General features: G+C 26.4%; 13 protein-coding genes and 1 pseudogene. 7 read left to right on the top strand and 7 right to left on the bottom strand.

Annotated features, from left to right (window positions below; genetic code table 11):
- Positions 1 to 116 precede the first annotated feature (116 nt).
- Positions 117 to 704 (bottom strand): ATP-dependent Clp endopeptidase proteolytic subunit ClpP, encoded by a 588-nt coding sequence (clpP, locus tag BVAF_RS01215; protein ID WP_148259522.1) that lies wholly within the window; start codon positions 702 to 704, stop codon positions 117 to 119.
- A 1,147-nt stretch (positions 705 to 1,851) separates the two neighbouring features.
- On the opposite strand from clpP, the gene cyoA reads away from it, so the two are divergent.
- The 6 genes from cyoA (at position 1,852) to BVAF_RS01185 (ending at position 7,951) form a co-directional block, all read left to right on the top strand.
- The gene (gene cyoA / locus BVAF_RS01210; RefSeq protein WP_013516569.1) at positions 1,852 to 2,724 is read left to right on the top strand and encodes a ubiquinol oxidase subunit II; all 873 of its coding nucleotides are present in this window, start codon (positions 1,852 to 1,854) and stop codon (positions 2,722 to 2,724) included.
- A gap of 86 nt (positions 2,725 to 2,810) precedes the next feature.
- Positions 2,811 to 4,796 carry a cytochrome o ubiquinol oxidase subunit I gene (gene cyoB / locus BVAF_RS01205; protein ID WP_013516568.1) on the top strand — a complete coding sequence of 662 codons (1,986 nt, stop codon included), beginning with the start codon at positions 2,811 to 2,813 and terminating at the stop codon, positions 4,794 to 4,796.
- Positions 4,765 to 5,361, top strand: coding sequence for a cytochrome o ubiquinol oxidase subunit III (gene cyoC / locus BVAF_RS01200; protein WP_013516567.1), 597 nt, complete (start codon positions 4,765 to 4,767; stop codon positions 5,359 to 5,361). The genes cyoB and cyoC overlap by 32 nt, the downstream gene beginning before the upstream one ends.
- Before the next feature lie 4 nt (positions 5,362 to 5,365).
- Positions 5,366 to 5,668 carry a cytochrome o ubiquinol oxidase subunit IV gene (gene cyoD, locus BVAF_RS01195; protein WP_013516566.1) on the top strand — a complete coding sequence of 101 codons (303 nt, stop codon included), beginning with the start codon at positions 5,366 to 5,368 and terminating at the stop codon, positions 5,666 to 5,668.
- A 39-nt stretch (positions 5,669 to 5,707) separates the two neighbouring features.
- A complete protein-coding gene (gene cyoE / locus BVAF_RS01190) occupies positions 5,708 to 6,589 on the top strand; it encodes a heme o synthase (RefSeq protein ID WP_044026175.1) in 882 nt (293 codons plus the stop codon).
- A 180-nt stretch (positions 6,590 to 6,769) separates the two neighbouring features.
- Entirely contained in the window at positions 6,770 to 7,951 is a 1,182-nt protein-coding gene (locus BVAF_RS01185; protein WP_013516564.1) for an MFS transporter, read from the top strand.
- Positions 7,952 to 8,112: 161 nt separating this feature from the next.
- Here BVAF_RS01185 and thiI read toward each other — a convergent pair whose 3' ends face one another.
- Entirely contained in the window at positions 8,113 to 9,612 is a 1,500-nt protein-coding gene (gene thiI / locus BVAF_RS01180; RefSeq protein WP_013516563.1) for a tRNA uracil 4-sulfurtransferase ThiI, read from the bottom strand.
- A 682-nt stretch (positions 9,613 to 10,294) separates the two neighbouring features.
- Between thiI and dxs the strand changes: the two are divergent.
- A pseudogene (gene dxs / locus BVAF_RS03145) lies at positions 10,295 to 12,171 on the top strand (1-deoxy-D-xylulose-5-phosphate synthase).
- Between the two features lie 88 nt (positions 12,172 to 12,259).
- On the opposite strand, the gene BVAF_RS01165 reads toward dxs, so the two are convergent.
- The 5 genes from BVAF_RS01165 to secF form a co-directional block, all read right to left on the bottom strand.
- A complete protein-coding gene (locus BVAF_RS01165; protein ID WP_013516561.1) occupies positions 12,260 to 12,724 on the bottom strand; it encodes a phosphatidylglycerophosphatase A family protein in 465 nt (154 codons plus the stop codon).
- Between the two features lie 105 nt (positions 12,725 to 12,829).
- On the bottom strand, positions 12,830 to 13,252 hold the full coding sequence (nusB, locus tag BVAF_RS01160) for a transcription antitermination factor NusB (RefSeq protein WP_013516560.1): 423 nt from the start codon (positions 13,250 to 13,252) through the stop codon (positions 12,830 to 12,832).
- 46 nt (positions 13,253 to 13,298) lie between these two features.
- On the bottom strand, positions 13,299 to 13,802 hold the full coding sequence (ribH, locus tag BVAF_RS01155) for a 6,7-dimethyl-8-ribityllumazine synthase (RefSeq protein WP_013516559.1): 504 nt from the start codon (positions 13,800 to 13,802) through the stop codon (positions 13,299 to 13,301).
- Between the two features lie 108 nt (positions 13,803 to 13,910).
- A complete protein-coding gene (gene ribD / locus BVAF_RS01150) occupies positions 13,911 to 15,062 on the bottom strand; it encodes a bifunctional diaminohydroxyphosphoribosylaminopyrimidine deaminase/5-amino-6-(5-phosphoribosylamino)uracil reductase RibD (protein ID WP_013516558.1) in 1,152 nt (383 codons plus the stop codon).
- A 182-nt stretch (positions 15,063 to 15,244) separates the two neighbouring features.
- Positions 15,245 to 16,162, bottom strand: a complete 918-nt coding sequence (gene secF / locus BVAF_RS01145) for a protein translocase subunit SecF (protein ID WP_013516557.1) — start codon at positions 16,160 to 16,162, stop codon at positions 15,245 to 15,247.
- Positions 16,163 to 16,182 lie beyond the last annotated feature (20 nt).

Here is a 16,182-nt window from a genome sequence, read left to right as displayed (position 1 = left end):
TCTCAAAAAATTATAGACTAACCAATAAATAATATACTAAAATTGAGTACACTAATTTAAATGAACTTATATATATTTACCTCAATCCCAATCAATAAATAAGAACATAAAATATTTTATGGAATTCGTTTACTCAAGACACAATCTACTAATCCATAATCCATAGCCTCATCAGCAGATAAAAAACAATCCCTTTCCATGTCTTTGATAACTATATCAATAGATTTCCCTGTATGTTTCGCTATTAATTTGTTTATATTGTTTTTAACCTGTAATATTTCTTTAGTATGAATAGCAATGTCAGTAGCTTGTCCTTGAAAAGAACCTAATGGTTGATGAATCATTACACGCGCATTTGGTAAACAAAACCTTTTTCCTTTAGCTCCAGCAGCTAACAAAAAAGCCCCCATTGAAGCAGCTTGCCCCATACAATAAGTGCTAACATCAGGTTTTATAAATTGAATAGTGTCATATATAGACATTCCAGCAGTAATTAACCCTCCAGGAGAATTAATATATAAATGAATATCCTTCGTAGGATTCTCTGATTCTAAAAACATCATCTGAGCTACAATAGAATTAGCGGTATGATTCTCTATGGTATCTGTTATAAAAATAATTCGTTCTTTTAATAATAAAGAAAAAATATCATATGCACGTTCTCCTCGAGCAGTTTGTTCAATAACTATAGGAATTATCCCCATGTTATAATTCAAATTTTGAAGAGTAGTATTGCCACCATATATCCACCTAATTTCCTTCATATATTCTCCTATAAATTAATATATCTTTTATCCTACTAAAATAAAATATAAAAAAAGAATTACTGATATCTTGAATCATTTTATTATTATGATATAGTAAAAATAGAAATTTATAAAAACATCAAAAAAAATCATACCAGCACTGTATTTAATTATATAACTATAACATATTACTATTATTACATAACAAAATAAGAATATATTAATTAACTAATTATGTATAAATATTATTATTTAGTGTATAAATGTTAATTTAATATCTATGCATTACATCATGCTATTTTTAATAAAAATATAAAAAATCAGCATTTAATCATACTCATTATCAACAACAATTACATCGTGCAATTTTATACATAAAAAAATATAAAACATAAAATTTGTAATTGATTTTACATCGTATGTTTCGATATATATTTTCATATTTCTTAATTATCAATAAATATTGTGATGTATTATTAAAAATAAATTTTTAATATTTTCTTTCCACAAACTTACTAAATTTACTTTCACAATCATATTATAAAATACTAGCGTATTAATTACTCATATACATCTAATAAAAATTCGAATTTAATTTTATTATTATCAATAATAACACATGAGCTAAAAATATTATATTTATACAAATTCTATAATTTTTTAAAAACACCAATATCTTTATCATTTACTTCTCTTATCATAAAGCACATAAAATATAAATTTTTATATCAAAATAAATAAACAGTTGATTACATAAAATTATTGTCAATAAAATAAACCTGTTATAATACGAATATATACAAATCTTTTTCAAATAAATATTATACCAATTTTTATATTAAAATTTATAAACTTAAATATTTTCAAAATAAACCTATTTTAATATGATTAAAATCAACTTATATCTTCATATATAATCATTTAATATATAAAATAGTAACTTACCATTGAAAAAAACTATATATAGTAAAAACTACATGTAATTTCAATTTTTCAATAAAAAAAATATATATATTTTAGTTCTATACAAAATATAGTTACTTATTTACAGTATTAAATTTTTAAAGTAAAATGAACACATGAGATTTTAAACAATTGTTAAGATATGAACATTCTTACAAATAAATATATAAAAAAATGTACCTTTTTTTTTATATATAGTTCAATAATCCTATTAAATGGATGTGATCATTTAGTGCTAATGCACCCTAAAGGTTCCATAGGGCTAGAAGAACGTTCTTTAATAATCATTGCTTTTGGTATGATGCTTATCATAGTAATTCCTGTAATCATAATGACTCTATTGTTTACCATAAAATACCGTGCAACAAATAATACCCATACTAAATACAATCCCAATTGGATTGAGTCTAAAAAAATAGAATACGCCACATGGATTATTCCAATAATAATAATTATTATATTAAGTATATTAACATGGCATTCAACACACAAATTAGATCCAAAAAATCCTATTTATTTGGATTCAAAAATAGTTGATCCTATTATTGTAAATGTTATTGCATTAAATTGGAAATGGCTTTTCATTTATCCTCAACATAACATAGCAATTATTAATGAACTTGTTTTCCCAGCAAATGTTCCAATACGTTTTAATATTACTTCTAATTCAGTAATGAACTCTTTTTTTATTCCTCAACTAGGTAGTCAAATTTATGCTATGGCTGGTATGCAAACACAACTAAATTTAATTGCTAATAAACCTGGCAAATATAAAGGAATTTCTTCAAATTTTAGCGGACAAGGATTCTCAGGAATGAAATTTATAGTAATTGCTACAAACAACAAAAAAGAATTTACCCAATGGGTACAGAAAGCTCAAAGATCCATACATCATCTTAATAACATGAATGCTTATGAAAAATTAGCAAAACCTAGTATGTTTGATTCCATTACTTATTTTTCTAATATACAACCTAATTTATTTGATAGTGTTATCAATAAATTTAAACATTAACAATAAAAAATATAACTTTTAAATTCTATACACTGACTGACAACTGTAAGTAATTAAAATTCTTCTAAATAAAAAAGGTATATATAATGCTCGGAAAGTTAACGATACATTCCATTCCATATCATGATCCAATTATTATGTCAACAATAGCTGTAGTTTTTATTTTTAGCACTTTGGTGATAGGTACTGTTACTTACTATAAAAAATGGACGTATTTATGGAATGAATGGCTTACCTCTGTGGATCATAAAAAAATTGGTATAATGTATGTCATGGTATCATGTATCATGTTCTTACGGGGTTTTGCTGATGCAATTATGATGCGCACTCAACAAGCACTCTCATCTCTTGGACTATCTGAGTTTCTTTCTGTACATCATTATGATCAAGTAGTTACAGCTCACGGGGTAATCATGATTATATTTATGGCAACTCCATTTGTAATAGGCTTAATGAATATAATAGTTCCGCTACAAATTGGAGCTAGGGATGTAGCTTTTCCATTTCTTAATTCTTTAAGTTTTTGGTTATTTATGGTTGGAGTTATATTAATTAATTTATCTTTAGGAATAGGGGAATTTGCCCAAACTGGATGGGCAGCTTATCCACCATTATCAAGTAAAGAATATAGTCCTGATGTTGGAGTAGATTATTGGATATGGAGCATTCAAATCTCTGGAATTGGTACTACTTTAACTGGCATAAATTTTTTTACTACTATTTTATATATGAGAGCCCCAGGTATGTCCATGATGAAAATTCCAGTATTTACTTGGACAGCATTATGTACAAATGCATTAATTATTGTAGCGTTTCCTATTCTTACTGTAACAATTGCATTACTAACTTTTGATCGTTATTTAGGAACTCATTTTTTTACTAATGATCTCGGTGGTAATATGATGATGTATATCAATTTATTTTGGGCATGGGGACATCCTGAAGTTTATATTTTAGCACTACCTGCATTTGGAATATTTTCGGAAATTGTTTCTACTTTCTCTCAAAAAAAAATATTTGGATACACAACTTTAATATGGGCTACCATTGCTATTACTGCTTTATCTTTTTGTGTATGGTTACATCATTTTTTTACCATGGGAGCCGGATCCAATGTAAATGCTTTTTTTGGAATTATGACTATGATTATTGCAATCCCTACGGGAGTAAAGGTATTTAATTGGTTATTCACCATGTATCAAGGAAAAATAATTTTTAAAACCCCGATGTTGTGGGCAATAGGATTTATTATTACTTTTTCAATAGGAGGTATGACAGGAGTGTTGCTAGCAATACCTGGAATTGACTTTTTACTGCATAACAGTCTATTTTTAGTTGCTCATTTTCATAATGTTATTATTGGAGGAGTATTATTTGGTTGCTTTGCTGGGATGTCGTATTGGTTCCCAAAAGCTTTTGGGTATACTTTACACGAAAATTGGGGCAAATGTGCCTTTTGGCTCTGGATAATTGGTTTTTATATAGCATTTATGCCTTTATATATTTTAGGATTTATGGGTATGACTAGACGTTTAAGTCAAAATATTGATACTATATTTTCCCCCATGTTAATAACAGCAGCAATAGGGACATTCCTAATTGGATTAGGAATCCTATGTCAATGTATTCAAATAATAATTAGCGTATTTAATCGAGACAAATATAATAATTATCATGACAACTCAGACCCTTGGAACGGATCTACATTAGAATGGGCTACCTCTTCTCCCCCTCCTTTTTATAACTTTGCACATATTCCAATTATTAATAATAATCGCAATGTATTCTGGTATATAGAAAATCGAAAAAATGTTACACTTTGTAAAAATAAAACATACGAACCTATACATATGCCTAAAAATACACATGATGGAATCTTAATCGCTTTTTTTAGTCTGCTATTTGGATTTAGCATGATTTGGTACATATGGTGGTTATCGATATTAAGTTTATTTGGAATAATAGGAATATGGATAGCGCATACATTTAATAATAATACTGAGTATTATGTCCCTTCAAATATAATTAAAGAAATTGAACATGCACACAATAAACACAACTCTTCAGTTTGATATAAATAAAAGAGTAATATTTGGTTTTTGGTTGTATATAATGAGTGATTGTATTCTATTTGCTAGTTTGTTTGCTATGCATATAGTATTAAGTAAGCATTTAAATATAACGGTGTTTGACGATCATAATAACAGTATTTTCAATTTAAATTTTATTTTTTCAGAAACAGTACTTTTGTTATTAAGTAGTCTTGCTTGCTGTAAAAGTATGTTTTATATAAATAAAACTTGGGCGCAAAAATTTATGCAATGGATTTGCATAACCGAATTATTAGGGTTATGTTTTATTATACTAGAAATCTATGAATTTTTCCATCTAATTCATCATGGATATACCCCATGTTACAATGCATTCTTTTCATCATTTTTTATATTAATAGGTACACATGGAATTCATGTGATAGTAGGTTTAATTTGGATTATTATTATGATTATACAACTAACCTTAAATGGACTGACACAAACTAATCTAATTCGATTACAATGTCTAAGTTTGTTCTGGCATTTTCTAGATATTGTATGGATATGTGTATTCACTATAGTATATCTGATAGGAATTTTATAATTATATGAATAATAATAATTCAAATACCTCATATTTCATTGGGTTTGTATTATCTTTGATTTTAACAATAATTCCTTTCTATACTATTCAATATAATATTTTTGATAAAAAAATACTCCTAATTATAACTATATCTTGCGCATTAATTCAAATTTATATTCATCTAGTTTACTTTTTGCACTTGATACACATATCTGATCGAAAATGGATTATTACATCTTTAATATTTACAATATTTATTGTATTTATTCTTGTATTAGGTAGCGTATGGATAATGACTCATTTACATCATAACTTAATGATGTAAAATAATGCAGATAATATACTTCATATATTAAACAATATGATTATTCAATATTATTTTTCTTTAATAAAACCAGGTATTGTGATAGGAAATATAATGTCCTCTATAGGAGGATTTTTAATGGCATCCCAAGAACAACATATCAACTACATGATATTAATCAATATGATTATTGGATTAGCTTTGGTAATCGCTTCTAGTTGTGTTCTAAATAATATTATTGATCGAGACATTGATGCGATTATGATGAGAACAAATACTCGAATATTAGCTCAACAAAAAAAAATACTTTCAATAAAAAATAGTATATTTTATGCATTAATACTAAACATTTCAGGATTTTTATTACTTTATAATATAAAAAATTTCTATACTATTTTTTTATCGGCAATAGGATTTATTATTTATGTAGTTTTATATAGTTTATACATGAAACGCAAATCAAGTTATGGTATGATCGCAGGCAGTCTATCTGGAGCAATGCCTCCAGTAATTGGATATTGTACCGTAACCAATACATTTGATTGCGGAGCTTTAATATTGTTAATGATTTTTAGTTTCTGGCAAATTCCACATTCTTATTCGATAACTATTTTCAGACATATCGACTATAAAAATGCTTTAATTCCAACCTTTTTTATAAAAAAAGGGATGCATATAACTAGAATACATATTCTTACAGGTATTCTAGGATTTTGTTTATCTACAATATTATTAACTGTGAAAGGTTACACTAGTTATATATTTTTATGTATAATTAGCATTTTTAATTTATTTTGGTTATACACAGGATGGTATAAATATAAATATATTAATAATGATTCTGTATGGGCAAAGAAAATGTTTATTCTATCAATTATTATCATAATACTTCTAAATCTTATGTTATCATTAGATGTAAAAATTTGTCGTAGCATATGGTAAATAGTATAATTTAACTTCGTGATTAAAAATAATGCATTTTATCTTAATTATAAAAAATTAATAAGAATTGGATTACATAATAATAACAAAAAATATATTCTTAATTTTAATTACTTAAAAATATGATTTTTAATAACATAAAAATATCAATTATAGCTTAATTAAGCTAACATAATGTTTATGTTACATAACATCCAAATAACTAGTACTGAATTACGCTTAACGTGTATATTAAGTATGATATTTGCATTACGTATGTCAGGAATATTTATGGTATTACCAATATTACCTATTTACGCAATATCCTTAAACGGATCCTATGAATATTTAGTAGGAATCTCAATAGGAATATACGGGATTATGCAAATAATTTTTCAATTACCCTTTGGTTTAATGTCCGATCAAATTGGAAGAAAACCTATGATTATCATTGGACTGATAATAGCTGCTGTAGGCAGTGAAATAGCAGCAATAACAAATGAGATTTGGGGGCTCATTATTGGTAGAGCATTACAAGGTATTGGAGCAATAGGAAGTGTTATTATAACTTTATTATTAGAATCAATACAAGAACATAATAGAACTCAAGCTATGGCTATCCTAGGAATAAGTTTTGGTATAACCTTTACAGGTTCCATAATTATTGGACCTTGTATTGCAAACACTATCGGATTACATGGATTATTTCAAATTATCACTCTAATTACAGGATTTACTATAATATTGGCTTTTTGTTTAATACCCAAAAAAGATTCATCATCTAATAATTTAGATCATAATATAAATTTAAGAGATATATTAAATAATATTAAAATTATTCTTACTAACTCAGAATTATTAAAATTAAATTTTCATATTTTTTCCTTACATACCGTTCTAATATTAAATTTTGTTATTTGGCCAAAAATCATGACTGCATTAGGATGTATACCTAATACATATCATAGAACGTATGCTATTATCATATTAATTTCTATACTAATTTTATTGCCATATCTTTTTTACATGCATACAAGAATAAATAAAAGCAAAATATTAACTATATCTATACATATTCTAGCTTTATCTGAATTCATAATGCTCATTGCTATAAAAAGCTTATGGTTATTATTAGTTGGTATACTACTGTTCTTTATAGCATTTAATTTGATAGAATCAATTTTACCTGATTTAATTAGTAAAAAATCACCTTCTAAATACCAAGGAACTTCTATCAGTATTTATTCTATCGGACAATTTTTAGGAGTAGGATTAGGAGGAGTTACAGGTGGTCTATTGTTAGAAGTATACGGAATACAATCAATACTGTTTACAACATTTATTATCACCTTACTTAATATCATTATACATTATAAATTATAAATTTTATTTACACCTATAATCACATTATACGTATGTTTTGAATATAAACCAATTTTTTGAGCATTTTATGTGTATGTTTCGTATATTTATGTATACATCAACATTATTCCTACACAACAATACATGCTTCATACATAATATATAACTCATACCCAATAATTTCACCTATTAATTTTTGTATTAACAAGCAACAAATTACTACGATATACTTTTACATTATGAAAACCTTGTTGCAATAAATGAATTGCTTGTAGACGACTCATTATGCCTTGATCACAATACAATAGATATATCTTATTTTGATCAAGCTTTGGAAATTGATCCTTTAATTTATAAAAAGGTATCTTTTTTATTTTAATATCAAGTGGAATATTAATAGGATTCCTCTGTTGTTCATATTCTGATCGAATATCTACTATTATATCTTGGGAGTTTAACTCTGTTTGAGTTTCTATTTTGATAGCACGAATATCTTCTATATATTGAAGAATATTATTTACATTTATTATATGAGCTTGAGATATAGCTTTATCTAATATTGAAAAATTAAAATTACCTTCTTCTAATTCAATAGCCTTTTTTTTTGCTTTCGCACAAGACCTTTTTGAAATTAAACCACAATATTCTGGAATAGTTCTAGACAGTTCTTCTGTGCCAATTTGACGAGCTAATTTAATAATTGATTCTTTATCATGAACGATTAAAGGTCTGAATACTATGCAATCAGAAGAAGATACAACATTATTAATTAAAATTAAGTTGTCTAACGTTTGGCTAGAAACCTGACCTAATGATTCTCCTGTAACCAATGATTTAATTTTGTAATGAGACGCTAAAGTAGACGCAGCTCTAATCATCATACGTTTTAGTATAATTCCTATATAATTGTTTTTTATTTTCATAAATAATTCTTTTACTACTATTGAAAAATCAACAGAAATTAATTTCACCTTATGTGACCCACTGAATTTATTCCATAAATAAGATATTATTTTATAAACTTCAATAGTGTGCGTAATATTACCAATTAAATTAAAAAAACAATAATGTACTTTACACCCTCGACGAATTAACATATAACTAGCAACAGTAGAATCAAATCCTCCAGAAATTAAAGATAAAGACTCTTGTTGAGTTCCAACAGGAAATCCTCCTAATCCCTTAAAACGTTCAAGAACTATAAATAAAAAACTATCCCGAATATTTAAATATATAGTTACCTCAGGGTTAACTAAATTAACAGAAGTATCGTTGATACTTTCATGTAATCTACTTCCTATATAACGTTCAACGTCTTGAGAAGTAACAATATGATTACCTCGACGCTTTACCCGAACACAAAAAGTTTTTCCTAACAATTGAGTATAATATTTTGTACGTATAACCTGATTATAAATATCTTCTAAAGAGTTAATAATACTATCGTGAACCCATAACACGGAATGAATTCCAGGAACATTGACTAATATTTTAGAAATTTCTAAATAACTTCCACATTCAGATTGTATTTCAATATTATCCCAATGCACTCTCAATAAAGCCAATGTATTATATTGTTTTAAAACTTTTTTTATATTTTTTACAAGAACATTTATAAAAAAAACTCGTACAGAACGACTTTTTATAATGATTTCAGGCGAAAATTTAATAATAATTTTCATAAATCTTTTTAATAACGCTTACCTAAAATTTATTTAAATACATTTCTTAATTTTGTGAATAAAAATATTATTAATCACAAAGCGTTAATGTATCATGCAGATTGTTAATACCCTAAAAATTTCTTCTAAAAAAAATAAATTAAAATAAAAAAATAATAAAATTATCATGATAAATTAAGATACATCTCTTTTTATTTTAAAAATCAATTAATTATAATAATGTAATTTAAAAACAAATTAAATATGTCTATATATCATCCAAGCACGAAAATATATGTAACACATAAATAAAATTTAAACATTGCCTTATTTTAATTATTTGAAATAATATTCTGTTAATAACTTATCTCTAATGTTATTATTAATTAAAATAAAATCTATTCTTTTATAAATTATATTCAACATAATCTATACGAAATTATTATTAGTATTCTTACACAAGCTATAAATTGAATTTTAAAAGTAAAAAAACATTATGTAATGTACACAATTATTACTATAATTAAAATCAAATTAATTTATGATGTAAATCATATATAAAACAAACTTTATTACAAATTAGAATGTACCAATAAATTTAAATATAATAGCAATGTTCTATTCAAATTTATAGAATATATTTTACAATAGCAAAAAACTAAATAATTTATACCACACTTCAACTACAAAACATATGCATATGATAAATGATGATTCTAACATATACTCTATACTAGAATTTATTAATACTCCTGAAGAATTACGTCAATTACCTGAAAATAAATTAAACAAATTATGTAATGAATTAAGACAATTTCTATTAAATAGTGTAAGTAAATCTAGTGGACATTTTGCATCTGGACTAGGAGTCGTTGAGCTCACAGTAGCATTACATTATGTATATAACACTCCTTTTGATTATCTTATTTGGGACGTAGGACACCAATCCTATCCCCATAAAATACTAACAGGTCGAAAGAAACGTATCTACAGTATCCGACAACGTAATGGACTGCATCCATTTCCTTGCAGAGATGAAAGTAAATATGATGTATTATCAGTGGGGCATTCTTCTACTTCAATTAGTGCAGGGTTAGGATTAGCTATTGCTGCAGAACGAGAAATGTTAAATCGACATACAGTATGTATAATAGGCGATGGAGCATTAACTGCTGGTATGGCTTTTGAAGCAATAAATCATGCTGGAACAGTTAAATCGACTAATTTGCTAATTATTCTAAATGACAATGATATGTCTATTTCAGAAAATGTAGGAGCATTACATACTTCTTCCTGTAAAACTAAAAAAAAAAATATTTAAATATCACATCCAATATTAAAAAATTATGCAGAAATATTTTTATCAATCATGAAGAAAATAATTTCACTATTGCTATGGAATTATTTAAAAATCTTGGTTTTAATTGTATTGGTCCTATAGATGGACACAATGTATACAAATTAATACATAATTTAAGAAACATACGTAATACTAAAAAAGGACCTCAATTTTTACACATCATTACTAAAAAAGGGTATGGATATAAACCTGCAGAAAAAGATCCAATCAAATGGCATGCTGTGCCTAAATTCAATTTAAATAGTGGAATTATACCTACTAATCAACATAATATTAAAAAAAATATTACCTATTCTGAAGTATTTGGAGAATGGTTATGTCAAATTGCAACACAAGATAATAAAATTATAGGGATTACACCAGCTATGAGAGAAGGTTCCGGAATGAGTAAATTTTCCAAAAAATATCCAAAACAATACTTTGATGTTGCTATTGCTGAACAACATGCTGTAACTTTTGCAGCTGGGCTAGCTATTGCAGGATATAAACCTGTAGTTGCTATTTATTCAACGTTCTTACAAAGAGCTTATGATCAATTTATTCATGATATAGCAATTCAAAAATTACCAGTATTATTTGCTATAGATAGAGGAGGAATCGTAGGGGCAGACGGGCAAACTCATCAAGGAGCCTTTGATTTATCGTATCTACGTTGCATTCCTAATACTATTATCATGACACCAAGTGATGCATATGAATGCAAATTAATGTTAAATACAGGATACCTATATCAAAAAGGGCCTAGTATTGTACGGTATCCTAAAGAATATACCACTAATAACAATATACCTAATGATAATAATATCAAACAATTATACTCAATACCATTAAATAAAGGAATTATACGCCATCATGGACAACACATTGCTATTCTTAATTTTGGAGCTTTGTTAAAAGCTGCATACAATGTAGCATTACAATTAAATGCTACATTAGTAGATATGAGATTTGTTAAACCTCTTGACGAAACGTTGATAAAAAATCTTGCTAAAAATCATCAAGCTTTAATTACTCTAGAAGAAAATGCAATAACAGGAGGAGCTGGAAGCGGAGTTAATGAAATACTTATGCGCAATAATAAATTATTGATTCCTATTCTGAATATTGGTTTACCTGATTTCTTTATTCAGCAAGGATCTCGAACAGAAATACTATCCGAATTAGGATTAGACAGCTCAGGAATCTATAAAAAAATTATGGATTGGATTATAATGCAATAATTTAACCTTAATTAAATATATGAAATATTATGATTATTAATAGCATATTGCGTTTAATACAGAAGAATTACTGTAATAAGAGTAAGTATTAAGGAAATATTTGCATAAAAAATAAAATAATGTGAATAGAGATAAACCCAGCTAATATATCATCAATAATAATCCCAAATCCACCTTTTATTACACGATCACACCAAGAAATTGGCCAAGGTTTTATTACATCAAATACTCTAAATAACAAAAAAGCAACAACTATCCACATCCAACTATATAACGGTACCACAATTAATGTAATCCACATACCAACAAACTCATCCCAAACAATTGATTGATGATCATGAATCCCAATAAATTTAGTAACTTTACCACATAAATAAATTCCAAATATTATCCCTAATATCAAAAAAATAAAATATGTCTGGTAAGAAAAAAAATATACCAACCCCCACCACATCGGAATTGCTAATAACGATGCTATAGTACCCACAACAGGCATCATAATTGATATTTTACCTATACCAAAACCAGTTGCAAAAAAGTACATAATTTTCATATTACACATTATAAATAAAGATAATACATTTCATAAAAATATTAATCTTCTAAAAGAAGATCATAGAAAAAATTATGCTTAAATTTAATAAAAAGAATATTTTATTTATTTGATTGGTATAAATAATTTTTCTGTCACTATTTTATTTAACACTCCATTAATAAATTTGTAACTTTTTTCAGATCCAAAAATTTTTGCTAATTCTATAGCTTCATTCATAACAACTTTATAAGGTATATCGTAACATTGAGTTAATTCAAATAATGCAATTAATAATACTGAATATTCTACATAACCTATTGTCTTTAAATCTCTAAATAAATAAGGAATCATTAATTTATCTAAATCTGAGATACAGTTTATCACCCCTATATATAATTCACGAAAATAAGAAATATCAAAATTCTGAATATTTTGTATTGAAACAATATAATTTTCTATTTCTATTAAATCGTTTTTAGAAAATTGCCAAGAATACAATGCTTGTAATGCGCATAAACGAGCAAGACGCCGAGTTATAAATTTCACTTTTAATTTCTCTTTTTTTACTTAAAATCTACCAATAATTTATTAATTAATAATTTAATAATTTTAATATATTAATCATTTCTAAAACTGCTAAAGCAGCTTCAGCTCCTTTATTTTTATCTTTAATCCCGGCACGTTCTACAGCTTGTTTTACATTATTAGTAACAAGCAAACCTAATCCTATTGGTAAAATATTATCAATAGAAATTTTAGTTAGTTGAGCGCTACACGATCTAGAAATAAAATGAAAATGCTCAGTTTCTCCACGTATAATTGTACCTAATGCTATCAAAGCATCATAGTTATTCTTATTCTTATTATTATTACGAATAGAATTCGTAATAGCTAAAGCTTTTATTGCTAACGATAATTCATATGCCCCAGGTACCCAAACAACGGTAATATTTTGATCTTTCACGCAACCAATTCGCCTTAATACATCTATGGCTCCATCTAATAAATTATTATTAATAAAGCGATTAAATCTAGCAACAACAATAGCGATTTTCACTGCATTAGTCACTACATTATTACTTTCAATAACGTTCATTTATTAATTTCACCATAATATAACCATATTGCACATATACACATTACCTATCATACTAAATAATTATTTCTTATCCTTCAAGGATAAATAAAAATTAAAAAATTCAAATTATACAACAGTATTTGGTTGCAATATCAAACGAATATCTGGGCCTATACTTGTTATATCAATTAATTTAAAAGTTTTAATATCTGATAATTTATTTAGATTTGGTAACAAACATAAAGGTTTTGCATTAGACCCTAAAAACTTTATAGCTTGATATAAAATTACTTCATCTACTAATCCTATATCTAATAACGCTCCAGAAAGAGTTGGCCCAGATTCTACCCACACACTATTGATTTTTAAATAACACGCTAAGTACTGCATCAATTTTTTCAAATTAATCTGATTTAATCCAGACTTATTAACGATTGGGGAAACTAATAATTGTTCTACTGATTTAGGCCAATTCAAATTATCTTTCTTTATTCGAACTAAAATGACCCCTCCCTCATTTTGTATAAAACGATGAGTCGGTAAAATACGATTAGTACTATCTATAATAACCCGTAGTGGATGTCTAATTTGATTACCATTAATATATATATTTTTCATTTCTTTTGAAAAACATGACCATCGTACATTTAACCTAGGATTATCCATTAGTACAGTTGAAGCAGTAGAAAGAATTACGTCACTTTCTGCCCTAAAACATTGTACATCTTGTCGTGATTGCACAGAAGTAATCCATTTGCTTTCCCCAGAAGACATAGCAACCCGACCATCTAAGGATGAAGCTAATTTTAGTTTAATCCAAGGCATTCCTGTGCGTATGCGTTTAATAAAACCCTTGTTGATCGACTCAGCTTCTGATAACATAATACTGTGACTCACTAAAATACCTGATTGCTTTAATAATTGTATTCCACGACCCGTTAAATCAGGATGAGGATCTAACATAGATACAACAACACGTTTAATTCCCGATTTAATTAAAGCTGTAGTACAAGGAGGGGTACGGCCATAATGACTACATGGTTCTAATGTAACATATGCAGTAGCACCTTTCGCAAAATTTCCAGCAACACTTAATGCGTTTATTTCAGCATGATTTTCCCCAGCACGCATATGATACCCTTCTCCTATAACATGATTATCTTTTACAATAACACACCCTACATTAGGATTAGGCATCGTCGTAAATCGACCTTTTCGAGCTAATTGAAATGCTCTGGATAAATAACCTATATCTTCAGGAATAACATTCTTTATCATATTAAAATAATATTATTATACACTTATTATTATTTATAATTTACTGCAATATAAATATATAACAAAAAATAATAAGTTATTTTTTATTTAAAATTTCAATTGATTTTATATATTTAACAAACACTCCAAAATAACACAACGATACCCATCGTTCCATGCAATTAACAAATTAACAAATACTGTTAACTAGATATATTAATATCTTTTAACCTAAACGCTAAAAATGAAGCTACATATATAGATGATATAGTTCCTATTATTACTCCAAATAATAAAGTTATGGAAAATTCATATAACATAGCTCCACCAAAAATTAATAATATTAATAATACCATAATAGTTGTTACTGAAGTAATAATAGTTCTATTTAACACTTGAGTTAATGAACGATTAAATACTGCATAACAAGATAATTTAGACATACAACTAAAATTTTCTCTAATTCTATCAAAAATCACAATTTTATCATTTAAAGAATATCCCATTGATGATATTAATGCGGTAATAGTTGTTGAATTAATTTCTATATAAAATACAGATAAAAAACCTAAAGTAATTATGATATCATAGATCAAAGAAATAAAAGTTGCTATCGATAATGTCAACTCGAATCGATATGTTATATACAAAAAAATACACAAAAACGTCATAAAAAAAGCAATTATTGTAGTTTTTATTAAATTTTTACTAGAATTTGGTCCGATCCAATTTATCTGTTGCATAACAAATTGGTGATTAATTCCATGATCTAAAATATTTAAAATCTCTTTTTCGATTTGTTGACTAAAACAACTAACACCTTTCATTAAAGGTACTCGTATAATCACCCCTCCATTTGTATTATTTAAATATTGTATTACAGGCGTTTTAAATCCAAATTTAATAAAAGAATTTCGTATTTTATCAATATCAAGATCTTTATCTGAAACTACCTCAATTAAAAGCCCTCCAGTAAAATCTAAACCCCAATTAAAATTATACAATTTCATAACAATAAATGATATAGCGCATAAAAATATAAAAACAAAAAATACATCACGTCCATAAAAAATAAAATCATACACTTTATTATGCGGAGTAAAATCTTTAATTTTTGGCATCACTATCTCAATATATTCAA

The sequence above is a fragment of the Candidatus Blochmanniella vafra str. BVAF genome (assembly GCF_000185985.2).
GTDB lineage: Bacteria > Pseudomonadota > Gammaproteobacteria > Enterobacterales > Enterobacteriaceae > Blochmanniella > Blochmanniella vafra.
Note: the sequence above shows the minus strand (reverse complement) of the source record. Positions and strands in the feature narration are given on the sequence as shown.

Bases quoted from the DNA above. Each gene is read 5' to 3' on its own strand.
- cyoB (WP_013516568.1), top strand. From the start codon at position 2,811: ATGCTCGGAAAGTTAACGATACATTCCATTCCATATCATGATCCAATT.
- cyoC (WP_013516567.1), top strand. From the start codon at position 4,765: ATGCACACAATAAACACAACTCTTCAGTTTGATATAAATAAAAGAGTA.
- ribH (WP_013516559.1), bottom strand. From the start codon at position 13,802: ATGAACGTTATTGAAAGTAATAATGTAGTGACTAATGCAGTGAAAATC.
- clpP (WP_148259522.1), bottom strand. From the start codon at position 704: ATGGGGATAATTCCTATAGTTATTGAACAAACTGCTCGAGGAGAACGT.
- cyoA (WP_013516569.1), top strand. From the start codon at position 1,852: ATGAACATTCTTACAAATAAATATATAAAAAAATGTACCTTTTTTTTT.
- thiI (WP_013516563.1), bottom strand. From the start codon at position 9,612: ATGAAAATTATTATTAAATTTTCGCCTGAAATCATTATAAAAAGTCGT.
- BVAF_RS01185 (WP_013516564.1), top strand. From the start codon at position 6,770: ATGTTACATAACATCCAAATAACTAGTACTGAATTACGCTTAACGTGT.
- BVAF_RS01165 (WP_013516561.1), bottom strand. From the start codon at position 12,724: ATGAAAATTATGTACTTTTTTGCAACTGGTTTTGGTATAGGTAAAATA.
- cyoD (WP_013516566.1), top strand. From the start codon at position 5,366: ATGAATAATAATAATTCAAATACCTCATATTTCATTGGGTTTGTATTA.
- secF (WP_013516557.1), bottom strand. From the start codon at position 16,162: ATGCCAAAAATTAAAGATTTTACTCCGCATAATAAAGTGTATGATTTT.
- ribD (WP_013516558.1), bottom strand. From the start codon at position 15,062: ATGATAAAGAATGTTATTCCTGAAGATATAGGTTATTTATCCAGAGCA.